The organism is Meishania litoralis, assembly GCF_042611095.1.
GTDB lineage: Bacteria > Bacteroidota > Bacteroidia > Flavobacteriales > Flavobacteriaceae > Meishania > Meishania litoralis.
Map to the genome: position 1 here is coordinate 1,978,640 of NZ_JBHFPV010000001.1, position 16,940 is coordinate 1,995,579.

Annotated in this window: 15 protein-coding genes and 2 tRNA genes; 8 read left to right on the top strand and 9 right to left on the bottom strand. The window is 41.4% G+C overall.

Annotated elements, in window-relative coordinates; all coding sequences use genetic code 11:
* Positions 1-143: 143 nt before the first annotated feature.
* Both ACEZ3G_RS08795 and ACEZ3G_RS08800 read right to left on the bottom strand, forming a co-directional pair.
* Positions 144-746, bottom strand: a complete 603-nt coding sequence (locus tag ACEZ3G_RS08795; protein ID WP_432425069.1) for a LytR/AlgR family response regulator transcription factor — start codon at positions 744-746, stop codon at positions 144-146.
* Complete coding sequence (locus ACEZ3G_RS08800; RefSeq protein ID WP_432425070.1) at positions 743-1,804, bottom strand: sensor histidine kinase; 1,062 nt, start codon at positions 1,802-1,804, stop codon at positions 743-745. Before ACEZ3G_RS08800 ends, ACEZ3G_RS08795 begins: the two co-directional genes overlap by 4 nt.
* A gap of 220 nt (positions 1,805-2,024) precedes the next feature.
* On the opposite strand from ACEZ3G_RS08800, the gene ACEZ3G_RS08805 reads away from it, so the two are divergent.
* The 4 genes from ACEZ3G_RS08805 (at position 2,025) to ACEZ3G_RS08820 (ending at position 5,895) form a co-directional block, all read left to right on the top strand.
* Positions 2,025-4,391, top strand: a complete 2,367-nt coding sequence (locus ACEZ3G_RS08805) for a TonB-dependent receptor domain-containing protein (protein WP_432425071.1) — start codon at positions 2,025-2,027, stop codon at positions 4,389-4,391.
* Positions 4,392-4,848: 457 nt separating this feature from the next.
* Positions 4,849-5,169 carry a hypothetical protein gene (locus ACEZ3G_RS08810; protein ID WP_432425072.1) on the top strand — a complete coding sequence of 107 codons (321 nt, stop codon included), beginning with the start codon at positions 4,849-4,851 and terminating at the stop codon, positions 5,167-5,169.
* 97 nt (positions 5,170-5,266) lie between these two features.
* Positions 5,267-5,407 (top strand): hypothetical protein, encoded by a 141-nt coding sequence (locus tag ACEZ3G_RS08815; protein WP_432425073.1) that lies wholly within the window; start codon positions 5,267-5,269, stop codon positions 5,405-5,407.
* Between the two features lie 113 nt (positions 5,408-5,520).
* Positions 5,521-5,895, top strand: coding sequence for a hypothetical protein (locus ACEZ3G_RS08820; protein ID WP_432425074.1), 375 nt, complete (start codon positions 5,521-5,523; stop codon positions 5,893-5,895).
* Between the two features lie 483 nt (positions 5,896-6,378).
* Here the strand turns inward: ACEZ3G_RS08820 and ACEZ3G_RS08825 are convergent.
* The 5 genes from ACEZ3G_RS08825 to ACEZ3G_RS08845 form a co-directional block, all read right to left on the bottom strand.
* Positions 6,379-6,452: transfer RNA gene (locus ACEZ3G_RS08825), tRNA-Arg, on the bottom strand.
* Positions 6,453-6,561: 109 nt separating this feature from the next.
* Entirely contained in the window at positions 6,562-8,793 is a 2,232-nt protein-coding gene (scpA, locus tag ACEZ3G_RS08830; protein WP_432425075.1) for a methylmalonyl-CoA mutase, read from the bottom strand.
* A complete protein-coding gene (locus ACEZ3G_RS08835; protein WP_432425076.1) occupies positions 8,786-10,162 on the bottom strand; it encodes a methylmalonyl-CoA mutase subunit beta in 1,377 nt (458 codons plus the stop codon). Before ACEZ3G_RS08835 ends, scpA begins: the two co-directional genes overlap by 8 nt.
* A gap of 279 nt (positions 10,163-10,441) precedes the next feature.
* A tRNA-Met gene (locus ACEZ3G_RS08840) sits at positions 10,442-10,514 on the bottom strand.
* On the bottom strand, positions 10,497-10,793 hold the full coding sequence (locus ACEZ3G_RS08845) for a hypothetical protein (protein WP_432425077.1): 297 nt from the start codon (positions 10,791-10,793) through the stop codon (positions 10,497-10,499). The genes ACEZ3G_RS08840 and ACEZ3G_RS08845 overlap by 18 nt, the downstream gene beginning before the upstream one ends.
* A gap of 135 nt (positions 10,794-10,928) precedes the next feature.
* Here ACEZ3G_RS08845 and ACEZ3G_RS08850 point away from each other — a divergent pair, with 135 nt between their 5' ends.
* The 4 genes from ACEZ3G_RS08850 (at position 10,929) to der (ending at position 15,503) form a co-directional block, all read left to right on the top strand.
* The gene (locus tag ACEZ3G_RS08850; RefSeq protein WP_432425078.1) at positions 10,929-12,296 is read left to right on the top strand and encodes an alanine/glycine:cation symporter family protein; all 1,368 of its coding nucleotides are present in this window, start codon (positions 10,929-10,931) and stop codon (positions 12,294-12,296) included.
* Positions 12,283-13,170, top strand: coding sequence for a GTPase Era (gene era, locus ACEZ3G_RS08855; RefSeq protein WP_432425079.1), 888 nt, complete (start codon positions 12,283-12,285; stop codon positions 13,168-13,170). The genes ACEZ3G_RS08850 and era overlap by 14 nt, the downstream gene beginning before the upstream one ends.
* 221 nt (positions 13,171-13,391) lie before the next feature.
* Positions 13,392-14,093, top strand: a complete 702-nt coding sequence (locus tag ACEZ3G_RS08860; protein WP_432425080.1) for an acetyltransferase — start codon at positions 13,392-13,394, stop codon at positions 14,091-14,093.
* Between the two features lie 105 nt (positions 14,094-14,198).
* Positions 14,199-15,503, top strand: a complete 1,305-nt coding sequence (gene der, locus ACEZ3G_RS08865) for a ribosome biogenesis GTPase Der (RefSeq protein WP_432425081.1) — start codon at positions 14,199-14,201, stop codon at positions 15,501-15,503.
* Between the two features lie 136 nt (positions 15,504-15,639).
* Here der and ACEZ3G_RS08870 read toward each other — a convergent pair whose 3' ends face one another.
* Together ACEZ3G_RS08870 and ACEZ3G_RS08875 are read right to left on the bottom strand one after the other, a co-directional pair.
* Positions 15,640-16,458, bottom strand: a complete 819-nt coding sequence (locus ACEZ3G_RS08870) for a TPM domain-containing protein (RefSeq protein WP_432425082.1) — start codon at positions 16,456-16,458, stop codon at positions 15,640-15,642.
* A 44-nt stretch (positions 16,459-16,502) separates the two neighbouring features.
* The gene (locus tag ACEZ3G_RS08875) at positions 16,503-16,940 is read right to left on the bottom strand and encodes a TPM domain-containing protein (protein WP_432425083.1); all 438 of its coding nucleotides are present in this window, start codon (positions 16,938-16,940) and stop codon (positions 16,503-16,505) included.

Sequence of the window (16,940 nt, forward strand, 5' to 3'; positions counted from 1 at the left end):
TATACGGTATACACCCATGTTTTATAGGAACTTTAGGCTTAAAGAGATTTCAGAAAGGGAACGATATTTTCTTTATAATTGGTTCCGATGGGGATTTCCATTCTACCGATTTCCACATCGTTTTTAGTGTAGGCCGTAATTTTTTAGGTGTTTACAATATAAGATCTGTGCAATCGAACAAAACGATTGTCTACACGGTTTTCAAAAGCCGAAATACTTTCTTTTACCATCAAAGGCTCTTGTTCTTTTAAATGGATTTTGATATAGTCTTTAAGGCTTTCTACATATTCGATATCATCAAAAATAACCTTGATCTGTTTTTTGGCTTTATTCACAAAAAGAAAGTCGTTCCGACTAGTGGGTGTTGCCTCGAAATCTGTCTCTGGGTTTTGTACTTGTTTTAAAAACTTCTGCACCCCCTGAAAGAAGCGTTCAAAAAAAATGGGTTTTAAGAGATAGTCCAGTGCATTGAGTTCAAAGCCATCCAAGGCATAATCCCTGTAAGCGGTAGTGAAAATTACTTGAGGTTTGTGAATCAGGTTTTTAAAAAAATCGGTCCCTTTAAGAAAGGGCATTTCTATATCTAGAAACAAAAGGTCTATTTGCTCTTTGCCCAATATGGAACTTGCTTCAATAGCACTTGTACAAGAAGAAACCAGTTCAAAATCGGGCATTTTGTCAAGATACCCTTCCAACAATTCCCTTGCCAAAGGCTCATCATCTATGATAAGGCATTTGTAACTCATGCAAGATTCAGTTTAAGATTGGCCGAAAAGGAGCTGGCCGTGTTTTCTATAATCAAATCGTACGCCTTTGGATACAGTAGTTCCAATTGCTTTTTTATATTGGCAAGCCCAATAGGTTCTCTTTTCTCCTTTGTATCAATAACTTTTGGTTTACTGTTCTCTACCTTAAACAGTAACCGTTCTTCTTTTTTTGAGATATTGATGTCAATGTTCGCTTGATTCATTTCATTGGCCACACCATGCTTGAATGCATTTTCCACAAAGGTCAGTAATAATAGGGGGGCCACTTTTTCTCGACCTGTTACATTTTTACTGAATGAGATTTTTACTCTATCAGCATATCTAATTTTCTCCAGGGACAAATAGTTTTCTATAAGTTCGATTTCTTTATTGAGTGAGACAAACTCATCATTACAACGATATAAAATATAATCCAGAATTTCTGATAGCTTCTGAATCACCTTAGGGGTATCGTCAGATTTTTTTAATGCCAAAGCATAGAGATTGTTCAAAGTATTAAATAAAAAATGAGGATTTAACTGATTCTTCAACGCTGCCAACTCTGCAGTTTTCTTTTGTTCGTTCAGCTTTAGCAATCGCTGTTTTTCCACATATAATTTAAATACCAACAGCAGTAATGTGGGATACAATAAATACAAGGATTTTGACACAAACTCACTAATGTTAGTCAATCTTCCCAAGAACGAAGCGTCATCAAATCGCTTCACATAATTAGCATAGGTACCAGGAAAGGTTGGCTCAAAATAGTAAATGAAAATCAAGTTGCATACAACATAAAAAACCAACAAAGTGGCGGTTATGGCAAGCACGAAGATTTTATTTTTTCCTTTGTTGAGCAAATACTTAATTAGGTATTCAATAATGATATAGGCCAGTAGAATTTGCAGAACTACGCGAATACCAAAAGTGATAAATAATTCGGAAGAGGTGGTGTAGTACCAACTGGAAGTAGCCGCTGAAAAAGCAAAAATGAGCACTCCAAAAATCAAATATTTGAATTTTGAAGCTTCTAAATACCCCTGTATTTGCTGTAGCATTAACATCTTATTTTTTATTAAAGATAATTCCTTTTTAGGCGGCTATCATACTTTAGATGACGAACGGGCAGTAACCGATGACCAATAGTCGTTTCACATCGCCTTAACGACTTGTCATTACAAATGCATCATTTGACAACGTTGGTTGCCTCTTTGAACACACTTCGCCTAGTGAGCCGTTCCTAACGCTAGATTCGCCCTAAAGTAAAATATTATCCTTATGAAAAATCACATGTACCTGTTGCTGATATCTTTCTTGATGATGGCTTCGGCATCTTACGGGCAAGGCGAAATCGAGGGTATCGTTTTGGACAAAAATACTCAGGAACCCATACCTTATGCAAATATCATTGTTAAATCACATGACAGCTTAATTACTGGGGCGATTACAGACGATACGGGAAAATTTACCCTATCCAAAATAACTATGGGAAGTTATACTCTTGAAATTCAATATATTGGTTATAAAACCGAAGCGAAATCGATTGTACTCAATGAAGAAAGCAAAAAAATCAACCTTGGCATTATCAATATCGAAGAGGATGCCGTTGCCTTAGAAGCGGTTGAAGTATCTGGGGAACGCTCTACTATTGAACAGAAGATTGATAGAAAGGTCATTAATGTGGGGAAAGACCTCACTACTGCTGGAGCTTCCGCCAGCGATATTATGGGGAATATACCATCTGTAAGTATTACCCAAGATGGGGATCTGTCTTTAAGGGGCAATGAAAATGTTCGTGTACTGGTTGATGGAAAACCTACCAACATTAGCTCGCGTGAACTGCTACAGCAAATACCATCTACATCCATAAAGACTATTGAGCTCATTACCAATCCTTCGGCAAAGTATAACCCTGAAGGCATGAGCGGCATTGTCAATATCACGTTAAAAAAGGATGCCAATTTAGGTTTTAACGGTTCTCTAAATATAGGATTTACCTATGGCGAACTTGTACGTTATAATAATTCTCTAAGTTTAAACTATAGAAATGGGAAGGTTAATTTTTATGGTAGTTATGGAAATAGATTGGGCAAGGGCGTAACTAACGGATTTATTAATAGAAATGTTGAACGTACAGGCCAAGATATTTTAAGTATTGCTGACCGTACATCGCACCTATTCAAATTTGGAGCGGATTATTACATTAATGAAAGAAATACATTTTCTGTATACACCAACCAGAACTTTTTTGATGCGGTCACGAATGCGGAACGAAACATTACTTTTTTAGATATTCCTGATGCCGATTTCAATCAGTTTGATCTGACCGATAGAGGTAACACTAATGCTTCTTACAATATAGATTTTAAGCATGAATTTTCTAAAGAGGGGCATTTCATTGAACTCGAGGTAGATTATAACACCTTAAAAAGCGACACCGATAATGATTTTGATTTTAATTTTAATGGTAATACACCTCTAGCCAATTATGATGAATTTATAGATGATACCAGTACCAATACGACCATAAATCTAGATTACGTAAATCCACTTTCAGACAATACTACTTTGGAAACTGGTTTGGAAACCCGTTTAAGACGAACAGAAAACACCTATACAACAGATAGAGCGGATTTCAATAATTCAGATTTTAGATATAATCGATATATATATTCCTTTTATACCACTTTTAGCCAAAATTTTGGAAAATGGCAGTACAACCTTGGGGTACGGTTAGAAGATTATAATGTAGATACACAGTTTAAAGAGGTCTCGGAAGAACCATTTAATTTTACGGACAAGCTCTTTAATGTTTATCCATCAGGATTTTTAAAATATACGCCAAGTGGTGAGGGCAAGAACTCCTATCAATTAAGTTTTAGTAGAAGAATTGATAGACCGTCCTTAAATCAAATCAACCCTATTCGTCAGCTTAGTACGCCACAATTGATTCTTTCAGGAAACCCAAGTTTAGTGCCTCAATTCACCAATTCCGTAGAGCTAAATTATACTAGAAGACTTGAGAAAGGAAATTTCACATTTGGTGGTTTTTACAGAAGAATTAATGACGAAATCAATAGAAGAGGATTCTTTGATGAAGACAATCCAACAGTATTAATTGTTGACTATGACAATTTTAATAGCAATGATGCATACGGACTTGAATTGTCCGCTAGCTATCGTCCAACCAATTGGTGGAGTCTTAACGGAAGTTTTGAGGTGTATTCTAGAAGCCAGAAAGGCTTCATCGAAGGTGAAAGTGTCGAGGTAAGCAATACCTTGATGAACACCAAGTTGAACAACAGTTTTAAAGCCACGAAGGACTTAACCCTTCAACTGTTTACTTTTTACAGTGGAAAGCAAAGTGTTTTGCAGTATGATTTAAAGGATAACTTTTTCATGAATATCGGCGCGCGATACAATTTTGCCCAAGGAAAAGGAACGCTAAGTTTAAACTTTAATGATATTTTCGGAACACAGCGTTTTGCATTTGAAACTTTTAGAACCATAATACAAGAAGGTCAGTTCAAACGCGACTCACGTTCCGTAAATTTAGGGCTGGCCTACCGTTTTGGTAGCGGAAAAAATAAGAGTATTAAAAGAAAGAAAAGGGATAAAAACGAAAAGGCAGATAAGCTATTATAATTTATAACTAAATTTATTTTCCTCCAGACAAACTTTTTTAGAATTAAGTATTAGTGCAGAAATGAAAAAAAATAAAGGGGCAACGGTATTTATTATTGGAATGATGATTATTATACTTGTGCTAACAGTTTTTAAGGATGATAAAATGTTACAGTATAGTGCTTTGATTCTTGGATTAATAGTCTCGATATATAGCGTGTATATATCTAAAAAATATTGATAGAATTTGAATGCGCACACACTTAAATTTTGAGCAAATAGGATGTAATGGCTTTTTGAAAGGTGGTATTTTATTCTATTAGGGTAGCGTTTCTGTTAAAGTTGTATAGAATAGTGGACAAGACTATTTTGTACCAAGGACTTCGAACCGCTCTAGTAGGTTTGAAAATAGCTTTTTCAACTAAGGTCTGAAGATTCCTTGTGACGGTGGTTCATGACGGCCTTGCCAAAGAAACATATGGTCGAGCATTCATTCCACCCTCAAAACCTTGATGGCCTTCCTTCAACATTCCAAATTGAAACGAAAAAGGAAAAGGAGATGCTCGAAAACAGATTCAAGCTCATCGAAGAGGTATTGGAAAAGCGCATTTTTGAAGTAGGTGCGGAAAATGGGGAGCATCCGTCTCTTGTTCCAAGCTTGTGTGTGAAGTATCATGATAACAAGCTGTTTTTTGCTAGTTCGAACAGGCATGCCGTTCCATTTCCTTTGGGCCGATTGCCCCTCCCTGAGAATATGGGCAATTATGTATCCACGAGATTCGTCTGTAAAACCACTTGATACTCAAAAAGCTATCTGAACAGTCCTCCGAGAATAGCTCCGAGCTGACGGCATCTGCCATTTTCTTGCCATGATATTTCCGAAACTTTATGAAACAATGAACCCTGTTTATAAAAAGCAATATGAAAGTGTTACTCTGGCTTCCTATGTAAAGAATGCGGAACGGATGAACGCCCCTTTCGAAAAATACCCGAAAGACTATATCGCATTTTCAATGCGAAAGGTTTCTATTTCATAAAGGTAGAAAAAGGTTTCGAGGTCAAGTCCATTTACACGGACAACCGAACGAGTTACCCATTGCCGAAAAGAACAAGTCAATATTTGAGTTCTATACCCAATCTTAACATAACATTGCAGGGACAACGAACCGTTATCAATGGACTCATCGAGGAGGGTAGCAACGTTCTCAAAAACCTATGGGCGGGTCATCTCATGGAAAGGGGTGTCTACGATAAGGTCGCCTTTATACTGACCAGTGAAAAAGCCTATCCGAACCTGCATCGAGAGATGATGCGGCGCCATATGGACAATGAGCTTCGGGAGTGTATGAGCCAGGTAATCAAACTAAAAACAAGTATCCAACAAAACCGTTTGCTTAGAAAAGGGGTTTACGCCGTTAGTTCGCTCTTGGGAGGTAGCAGCAATAAAACCGGAGAGATGTACAATGGGTTTAAGGACGAGTTTACGGTTTTTACACAATATAAAGGGCATGGTCTAGGGTTTTGATATTAATTTAGGATGCGGTTATGAGATTTTGCGCCCTTACGGGCGTTTTTTTGTGGATAGGGAGAAGAAGAGAAAAGTACAATTTAAGGCCAAAAAGAACCATATTAACCTATATTACCCCAATTTTTGAGTGCAAATAAAAAAGACTTTAAAGAAATTAATCCTTAAAGTCTTGATATTCAAGTGATCGCGACAGGATTGTTTCACTTCCTTGGCGCTCCGTTTTGAAAACCACAAAAGGAAACATTTCGCATTTCCAAAAAAAAAAGCGAGCTTCATTTTTGAAACTCGCTCATATTTCCACTTTTTTGTGGTTTATCCGTGATCGCGGCAGGATTGGATATCCTTGGCAATACATGTTGCAAATACAAAAACTCGCAGCTATCGCTGCCGGCCCTTTATTTTTGTCCGAATCCACAAACAAGTTTGGGCTTCTTCCAAAAATAAAGAACCACGCCTTGAGGCGTGGTTTTGTGAGTGTCGTGATCGCGGCAGGATTCGAACCTGCGACCGTCTGCTTAGAAGGCAGATGCTCTATCCAGCTGAGCTACGCGACCATTTTCAAATGCGCGTGCAAACTTACTAAAAAATATAGATTCGAAAACCGTAAAATACGGCAAATTATCGAAGTATTTCGATCAATTCGTTGCGAATGAAACCACTTGATCAAGCATCTAGAAGTATCTCAAGGATTTGAATGGCCGCCTCTGGTATTTTCGAACCTGGGCCAAAAATGGCAACGGCACCCGAATCGAACAAAAATTGATAGTCTTGTTTGGGTATTACGCCGCCTACGATGACCATGATATCTTCCCTTCCGAAAAACTTAAGCTCTTCTATCACCTGCGGTACGAGTGTTTTATGTCCCGCGGCCAGTGATGAAACGCCTAAAATATGCACATCATTTTCCACGGCCTGTTTTGCCGCTTCTTTTGGGGTTTGGAACAAGGGGCCGATATCTACATCAAAACCGAGATCGGCATACCCCGTGGCGATTACCTTTGCCCCACGATCATGGCCGTCCTGTCCCATTTTGGCAATCATAATGCGTGGTCTGCGACCTTCTTTTTCGGCGAATCGGTCGGCCATTTCACGAGCTTTTTCAAAGCTCCCATCATTTTTGATTTCTTTTGAATACACTCCAGTAACGGATTGAATTGGTGCTGTGTGCCTGCCAAATGCTTTCTCCAGGGCATCGCTAATTTCTCCCAGTGTTGCCCTTGCCCTAGCGGCCTCTATGGCCAAAGCTAACAAATTTCCTTTTTCCTTTAGAAGTTCGGTGTCAGCTTCGGAAGTCGGGTAAGTTACATATCGGTGTTCTTGATTTTCTTCCAATACAGTCGAATCCATTTTCATCCGGGCAGCTTCCTCCAATTGTTTTAGACTGGCATGGACTTTAGTATTGTCGCGCGTGTTTTTTAAAACGTCCAATCGCTCGATCTGCTGTCGCCGCACCTCATTATTGTCTACTTCCAAAATATGAAGTTCATCTTCTTCTTCAAGTTGATATTTATTGAGGCCGACGATTATATCGCGTCCGCTATCTATTCGCGCCTGTTTTTTTGCTGCGGCTTCCTCGATTCGCATTTTAGGGATTCCGGCTTCGATTGCCTTGGTCATTCCACCTAATTCTTCGATTTCTTTGATATGCTCCCATGCCTTTTGACAGAGTTTTTCCGTTAGAGACTCCACATAAAAGCTTCCGCCCCACGGATCTACCGTCTTTGTTATTTTGGTTTCCTCTTGTAAAAAAAGCTGGGTATTTCGGGCGATACGAGCTGAGAAATCGGTTGGGAGGGCTATGGCCTCGTCCAAGGCATTAGTGTGCAGGCTTTGTGTTCCACCGAAAACCGCTGACATGGCCTCAATGGTAGTTCTGGCGACATTGTTAAAAGGGTCTTGTTCGGTGAGGCTCCATCCACTGGTCTGACAATGGGCCCGTAGGGTCAAAGATTTTTCATTTTTCGGCTCGAATTGCTTGACGAGTTTGGCCCAGAGTATTCTTGCGGCGCGCAGTTTGGCGATTTCCATGAAATGGTTCATGCCAATGCCCCAAAAGAATGAAAGACGTGGGGCGAAACTATCAATGTTCATCCCTGCCTGCAGCCCTGTTCTAATATATTCCAAACCATCTGCCAAGGTATACGCCAATTCGATATCTGCCGTAGCACCAGCTTCGTGCATGTGATATCCTGAGATACTGATACTATTGAATTTGGGCATTTTTTTGCTGGAATACTCAAAAATATCCGACACGATCTGCATTGAAGGTTTTGGCGGGTAGATGTAGGTATTGCGAACCATAAATTCTTTCAGGATGTCGTTCTGTATTGTCCCTGCCAAGTCTTTGGGCGATACCCCCTGTTCTTCTGCCGCAACTATATAAAAGGCCATTATAGGCAATACGGCACCGTTCATGGTCATAGAAACCGACATTTCTTTTAATGGAATGCCATCAAAAAGAACTTTCATGTCTTCGACCGAGTCGATGGCGACACCTGCTTTGCCAACATCGCCAGTGACACGTTCATGATCGCTGTCGTACCCTCTATGGGTCGCAAGGTCAAATGCTACCGAGAGTCCCTTTTGCCCTGCGGCCAGATTTCTTCTGTAAAAAGCATTGCTTTCGGCCGCTGTTGAGAAACCCGCGTATTGTCGGATCGTCCAGGGGCGGCGAACATACATGCTAGCGTATGGGCCACGCAGGTACGGAGGTATACCGGCGGCAAAATTAAGATGTTCTGTTTGCCCGATATCGGCCATGGTGTATTTATTATGAATACGAATACCCTCGGCGGTTTCAAAGACTTGATCTTCAATTTTTAAATCTTCATCGCTGCCCTTGCCATCTTCAAGGGAACACTTCAATTCGATATGTTGGATGTCTTTTCTACTCATCTACTAAACGTTTCTGCTCCATTTTTTCGGCCAATCTTTTTTCAAGAATGGGCTCGATAAGGGTCTTACGTTTGTTTGTTCTTACAAATGGGTTAAGCTCTATATCATTCTTCATCAGATCGTTTAGATTTTGATACTTATTGGATCCTATCAAAATCTCTTTTTCGCCGTCGATTAGATCTTGCTCTTTTTTTGCACTTTCCCTAATTTTTTTTTGGATGGTATGGTTTTTCAACTGTTTTAAAAATCCGCCGCTCGCCTCAATATCCTTAAATAGTGTCAATGCTTTTTCCGCTAACTGCGAAGTCAGCGTCTCGATGTAATAACTTCCATCAGTGGGATTAGCTACGTTGTCAAAATAGGACTCGTTCTTTAGGATCAATAATTGGTTTCGCGCAATGCGCGTTCCAAATTCATTGTATCTGTGATAGATTTCGTCATAAGGTAAATTTACGATCGTGTCAGCCCCTCCTAAAATCGCCGACATGCACTCGGATGTCGTGCGTAACATATTTACATTATAATCGTATAGTGTTTTGTTTCTCCTTGAAGGGGTGGCAACAATTTGACAGTTACGGGTTAAACCGTATTCACTGCTAAGCGATTTCCAAAGTATCCGCATAGCCCTCAATTTGGCTATTTCAAAGAAGTAATTGGATCCCACGGCCATTTTAAAAACGATTCCGTGGTCGATTTTTACCAATCCATGATTCAAATACTCATTGGCATGGGCAAGGGCGTAGGCCAGTTGTTGAACCATATTGGCACCTGCATTTTGATATATCGCTGCATCTACGCTAATTGCAGTATTCGGTTCAATATGCGAAAATCTTGAAACGATATGCTCAAGGATTTCATGGTCTTTTTGCAGGTTATAAAACCAATTTCCACTTCTGGCCAAGTGTCCGATGATGTCTAGATTTATATGGAATTGCCCTGTTGACTTTTGTTGAAAATCAAGTAATTGGTCTACGTATTCAGAAGAAAGAAACCTTAGATCAAAATGAACAGGAACGAGGTTCAGGTCAATATTTCTAAGCAGTTTATCAATTTTGATTTCTTCGGAAGTAATTTCAAAAACTAAACTTTCAGCTCCTTTTTGCAGAATATCCAACGCCCTAAGGTTTGAAGTTTTGGCATCGGCGGTAAAGATTTTCTGGCCAATCTTCCAAGGGCTGCTCGTTCTAAGGTTGGATCGTTGTCGTTTTTTTAGGTCTTCACTATGGTAAAATGGCTTGACCTTTATGCCTTCAGGCGATTCCCATACCAAAGTGTTATTGTAATCCGCTCCCTTGAGGTCATATTGGATTTTTTGTTTCCAAGCCTTGGCGGATACTTCATCGAATTCTTCAAATAACCGAGATGCCATATACAAAAGTAACCAACTCTCAATTGATGTGAAATATTATAGCGGTCAAGTCGGTAAAACTTTATGTGAAGAAAGCATTTTTTTATTTACACCAAGGCACAAGCAAGTTTAGCTTTTCCATAAATATAAAAACCAGATGGATGCCTATCCGGTTTTCTTTGTAGCGGGGACTGGTCTCCCTTCGGCTGCGCTCAGGGTAAACTTCTCGTCCAGTCCTTAGATCTTTTTCCGGAGGTCATGCAATAAAAAAGACCTTACTTTAGTAAGGCCTCAACTTTGTAGCGGGGACTGGACTCGAACCAGCGACCTTCGGGTTATGAGCCCGACGAGCTACCTACTGCTCTACCCCGCGATGTATGTCGTTTGTTTCTTTTAGAAACGGGTTTTTCAAAATGTTTGCCCAGTTAAGTAGGTACTTCATCCTGAGCGTAGTCGAAGGGTACTGCTCTACCCCGCGATGTATGTCGTTTGTTTCTTTTAGAAACGGGTTTTTCAAAATGTTTGCCCAGTTAAGTAGGTACTTCATCCTGAGCGTAGTCGAAGGGTACTGCTCTACCCCGCGATGTATGTCGTTTGTTTCTTTTAGAAACGGGTTTTTCAAAATGTTTGCCCAGTTAAGTAGGTACTTCATCCTGAGCGCAGTCGAAGGGTACTGCTCTACCCCGCGATGTGAACCGCAAATATACGATGGTTTTTTAGTTATTTCAAAAGAATGCCCGAAGAATATTTTTAAGTCGATACCGTCAAAAAACCATATTATTGCATTATGGATGCAATCAATGATTTTCTTTCCGCCATGTTGCCCTATACCGAATGGGCCATGTTGATTCTCTTGATAGGTGGCGGTTTGTTCCTCGCCTTTTATTCGAAGTTTTTGCCCTATCGCTATTTTGGCCACGCCATAGCCATTACATCGGGCAAATATGATGACAAAGAGGCAAAAGGCGATGTTAGTTCTTTGCAGGCATTGTCCTCTGCCGTGGCGGCCACAGTTGGCTTGGGCAACATTTCGGGGGTGGCCATTGCTATTTATATGGGCGGTCCGGGCGTGATTTTCTGGATTTGGATGACGGCCCTCTTGGGTATGGCCATCAAGTTTTACTCCTGTAGTTTGGCCATTATGTTCAGAGGGGAAGATTCCGAAGGAAGTTTGCAAGGTGGCCCCATGTTCTATATAACCAAAGGTATGGGTCAAAAGGCAAAACCTTTGGCCATTTTCTTTTCAGTTGCGGGACTTTTTGGGTTTCTTGGAGTATTTACTGCCAACCAGTTTACCCAAACCTTTATGAATGTCGTGAAGCCAAGCGAAACATTATTCGTAATGACCGAGTTTAGTTGGAAGTTGACAATCGGTATTGTTCTGGCCATTATTACATCGTTCGTCATTTTTGGGGGCTTGAAAAAGATAGCCAAGGTGGCCACGGCAATCGTGCCTTTTATGGTTATGGTATATTTTTTGGCCGTGGCCATTGTAATGGCTATGAACGCATCTGAGATTTTACCTTCGTTGCAGTTGATTTTTACCGAAGCTTTCAATTTCGACACTGCGGTGACTGGTGGCTTCTGGGGGTTGGTCATTTTGGGTGTCCGTCGGGCGATGTTCTCCAACGAAGCAGGTTTGGGCAGTGCGCCTATGTACCACGGCCAGTCAAAGAACGACGAACCCATACGGGAGGGCCTTGTGGCGATGCTTGGTCCGTTCATAGACACGATAGTGGTCTGTACGCTTACGGCCGTGGTCATCATTTTGAGTGGGGCCTATCTTGAAGCTGAGAGCAATGGCATTATTATGACCTTGATCGCCTTTAAGAAATCGTTGTTCGGGGTGGGTGATGTTCTTTTGATGATCATTGTGACGGCCTTTGCACTTTCGACCTTGTTTACATATTCGTACTATGGGGTCAAGAGCCTTTCTTTTCTGACCAATGCCAAGACTGGCCGTTATTACAACTGGTTTTTTGTGGCCACGATTGTGTTGGCCGCCGTAGCCACGGTAGATCTGGTCATCAACCTAATCGATTTGGCGTATGCCTTAATGGTAATACCCAACATGATCGCTGTACTTTGGTTGGCCCCAAAAGTGAATCGGGCCTCCACGGCTTATTTCAAAAAACTTCGCAATGAAAGCACATAGATCTGGTTTTGTGAACATTATTGGCAACCCCAATGTGGGCAAATCGACCTTGATGAATGCCTTTGTGGGGGAAAAGTTGTCGATCATCACCTCAAAGGCCCAGACCACAAGGCACCGTATTCTGGGCATCGTCAACGGTGATGATTTTCAAATGATTCTTTCTGATACCCCGGGAATCATAAAACCCGCCTACGAGTTACAGTCTTCGATGATGGATTTTGTGAAATCGGCCTTCGAAGACGCCGATGTACTCTTATACATGGTAGAGATAGGGGAGAAAGCCTTAAAAGATGAAAAGTTTTTCGAGAAAATAAAAAATAGCAAGATTCCTGTTTTGCTGTTGCTCAATAAAGTGGACACTGCGACTCAAGAATTGCTCGAAGCGCAGGTGCAGTATTGGCAAGAACAACTTCCGAAGGTAGAACTGCACCCGATTTCCGCCTTGACCAATTTTAATATAAAGAATGTTTTTGATAGGATAATCGAATTACTTCCAGAAGCCCCGGCCTATTACCCAAAAGACCAGTTGACCGATAAGCCCGAACGTTTTTTTGTCAATGAGACCATCCGCGAGAAAATATTGATGCATTACAAAAAGGAAATTCCCTATTCCGTGGAAATCGAAACCGAGGAATTTTTTGAGGATGATGACATCATTCGAATGCGATCGGTAATTATGGTCGAGCGCGATTCGCAAAAAGGAATCATCATTGGCCATAAGGGTAGTGCCCTGAAAAAGGTAGGGGTCGAGGCGCGAAAAGATCTTGAAAAGTTCTTCGGAAAACAGGTGCATATCGAACTCTACGTAAAGGTGAACAAAAATTGGCGCAGCGATTCGCGGCAATTGAAGCGTTTTGGTTACAATCAAAAATAAGACCTGCCATTAGGTTCATTGATTGAAAGGGTTATACGGCATTATTCCTCTTATTTATCCGATAGCATTTATCTATCCTACTTCATTTGTTTTTCTGATTTTTTGTTGGGGCCGTTCAAAAAATCCAACAAAATATTAACACTTTCAAAACTTTGTCTATATTTGAATTTTCGATAAAACGTTCAATTTTATCGATGAAATGCACAAATCCCTCGAAATTAATGAAAAACATAGTCATTTTCGGAGCTTCAAGTCATGGTAGTGTCGTGTTGGATTGTTTAGAGAAAGAAGGCAGGTATAGAGTGGTCGGCTTTGTAGACTCTTTTAAAAGAAAAGGAAGTTTTCAAAATGGATATGAGATATTAGGCACCGAATATGACCTTCCGTATTTATGTGATGTCCACAATCTTTATGGTGGAATAATCGCTATTGGCGATAATTTCCTTAGAAAACATATTGCGGACAAGGTCAAAAAGGTCGCCCCTGATTTTAATTTCATTTCAACGGTACATCCGACGGCCCTACTCGGCAAAGATATTCGATTGGGCAAGGGTGTCGCGGTACTTTCGGGTGCTATAGTCAATACCAATTCAAAAGTTGGTGATTTTTGCATTTTGAATACCAATAGTGTTTTGGAGCATGATGGTGTTATGCAAGCCTATTCGAGCCTCGCGCCAGGAGTATATACGGGCGGTAATTTTCGTTTAGGTAATTTTTCGGCAATTGGTCTTCGCGCCAACATAATCGACAACATAACCGTAGGGGAACATACCGTGATCGGTGCCGGTTCTTTGGTGGTTAAGAATATAGGGCCGTTTGTTGTGGCTTACGGAGCACCGGCCAGAGTTGTGCGTCAAAGAAGCAAAGGCGAAAAGTATCTTTCAGGTGAAAAGAATAAATATGTTCGTAGCGCACTGAATTGAACGAATTATGTTACATGTCCTTTACGGTCCTTGGCTTCATACAAATACCTTTTCTGCCATAAAATAGTTTGATTAACACTAACTTTGCGCCGTAATTATAGTTTTATGGGCGCTATTGTAGCTATTGTGGGAAGGCCGAATGTTGGGAAATCCACTTTTTTTAATCGTTTGATCCAACGTAGGGAAGCCATAGTCGATGCGGTAAGTGGGGTTACCCGTGATCGACACTATGGAAAGAGCGACTGGAATGGCAAAAGTTTTTCCCTTATCGATACGGGCGGGTACGTGCTCGGTAGTGATGATGTATTCGAACTGGAAATCGATAAACAGGTCGAACTTGCCATAGACGAGGCCGATGCCATAATCTTTATGGTAGATGTAGAGGCCGGGGTTACGGGTATGGATGAAGATGTGGCCAAATTGTTGCGAAGGGTCGACAAGCCTGTTTTCTTGGCCGTAAACAAGGTTGATAACGCGCAGCGGGCCGCCGATTCCGTCGAATTTTATGCGCTCGGACTGGGTGAATATTACAATCTATCGAGTATTAATGGGAGCGGTACGGGCGAGTTGCTCGACGCATTGGTCGAAGTGCTTCCCGAAGAAATAGAGCAAGAAGAAGAACTTCCACGGTTTGCCGTGGTCGGAAGACCTAATGCGGGAAAGTCATCATTTATCAATGCCTTGATCGGTGAAGATCGATATATTGTAACAGATATCGCAGGTACAACTAGAGACAGTATCGATACCAAATATAACAGGTTCGGTTTTGAGTTCAATTTGGTCGATACCGCCGGAATTCGCAGAAAGGCCAAGGTGAAGGAAGATCTAGAATTCTATTCCGTGATGCGTTCTGTGCGCGCCATTGAACATTGTGATGTTGTTTTGTTGGTGCTTGATGCGCAGCGGGGCTTCGATGGGCAAGTAGCCAATATTTTTTGGCTGGCGCATCGTAACAACAAGGGTGTCGTAATTTTGGTCAACAAATGGGACCTGGTCGAAAATAAAGAGACCAATACCATGAAGCGGTATACCCAAAAAATAAAAACGGCCATCGAACCCTTTGTCGATGTGCCGATCCTGTTCATCTCAGTATTGACAAAGCAACGCATTTTCAAGGCCATTGAGACTGCTGTTGAGGTTTATGAAAATAGGAATAAAAAAATCGTGACCCGAAAGCTCAACGATGTCATGTTGCCCTTGATAGAGAACTATCCGCCACCCGCGTACAAGGGGAAGTTCGTTAAGATCAAATTTTGCACCCAGTTACCGACACCTTATCCGCAATTCGCATTCTTCTGTAACTTGCCCCAGTACGTCAGGGAACCCTATAAGCGGTATCTCGAGAACAAGATTCGTGAAAATTTTGATTTTAAGGGCGTTCCGATTTCTATTTTTATTAGGAAGAAGTAGGTTTGTTAGGTGTTAGGTGTTAGGTGTTAGGTGTTAGGTGTTAGGTGTTAGGTGTTAGGTGTTAGGTGTTAGGTGTTAGGTGTTAGGTGTTAGGTGTTAGATGTTAGATGTTAGGTGTTAGAAAGAATACCTGCATTTACCAGCCCCCCGAGGCACCGCCACCGCCAAAGCCGCCACCTCCAAAACCGCCGCCAAAACCGCCGCCAAAACCACCACTGCCGAATCCGCCTCCGCCGCTGCCAAAGCCACCACCAGATCCACTGCTGCGACCCATATTGCTCAGAATAATAAAGTCCCAGATGTCGAGCCCTGAAGAACGTCTTCCACCGTTGCGACCTCCCCCACGTCGGTTTCGTCTAGACAGGATGATCAGTATTACTATGAAAATGATGATGGGTAAAAAAGCACTGAAGGGAAAACCTCCGTCTGTGTTTTCGAAAGTCCGCTCTTCTTTGAATTCACCGTTCAAGACCTGAAATATGGCATCCGAACCTTGGCTAAGGCCAGAGTAGTAATCATCTTCTTTAAATCTGGGTACAATGACATTTTCGATAATGCGTCGTGACATGGCATCGGTAAGGTTTCCTTCGGCTCCATAGCCTGTATTGATGGCAATTTTGCGGTCATCCTTGGCCAAAAGTATCAGAACGCCATTGTCTTTACCGGCTTGGCCGATTCCCCATTTTTGTCCCCATTGGGCCCCCAAATAGGTAATTTCCTCACCCTCGGTGGAACTGATGATCGCAACCACTATCTGAGTTGAAGTACTATCGGAATAACGTATCAACTTTTGCTCAAGGGCCTTTTCCTGACCTTCGGGAAGCAAATCGATATAATCATAGACGCTGGTTTGAAGGGCCGGTTTTTCAGGTATTTTGAATTGGCCCAAACCTAAAGCAGGTAGCAATAATACTACTATAAGGAAAAAACCGAACACGAATTTTTTACCAAACATAATACGTGCTGAATTTCCCTGCGCTGAGAGGGTGTGGTAACCGATTAACCTTTTGATACTTCATCGCTCAGTTCGTTTCGATCGTCATGTTGCCATGGAAAATGCGCTTGTAGCTCATTGCCGGCCATCAATATGCCATCGATTATGCCCTTTTTGAAATTTCCTTTTTGAAATTGATCTTGAATGACATTTTTGGTACTGTTCCAAAAGCCCTTGGGTACGACGCGATCGATACCATTATCGCCACAAATGGCAAACTTGCGGTCGTTTACGGCCACGTAGATCAATACGCCGTTTTCTTGCTTGGTATTGTCCATCTTCAATTTATGGAAGACCTCTTTGGCCCTTTCCATAGGGTCAAGACGGGTGTGTGCCTCGATATGTACACGTATTTCGCCTGAAGTATCTTTTTCGGCCTCCAAAATGGCAAGCACGATTTCTTGCTCTTCTTCAGGGGTCAAAAAATCTTCTACCCTTGACAT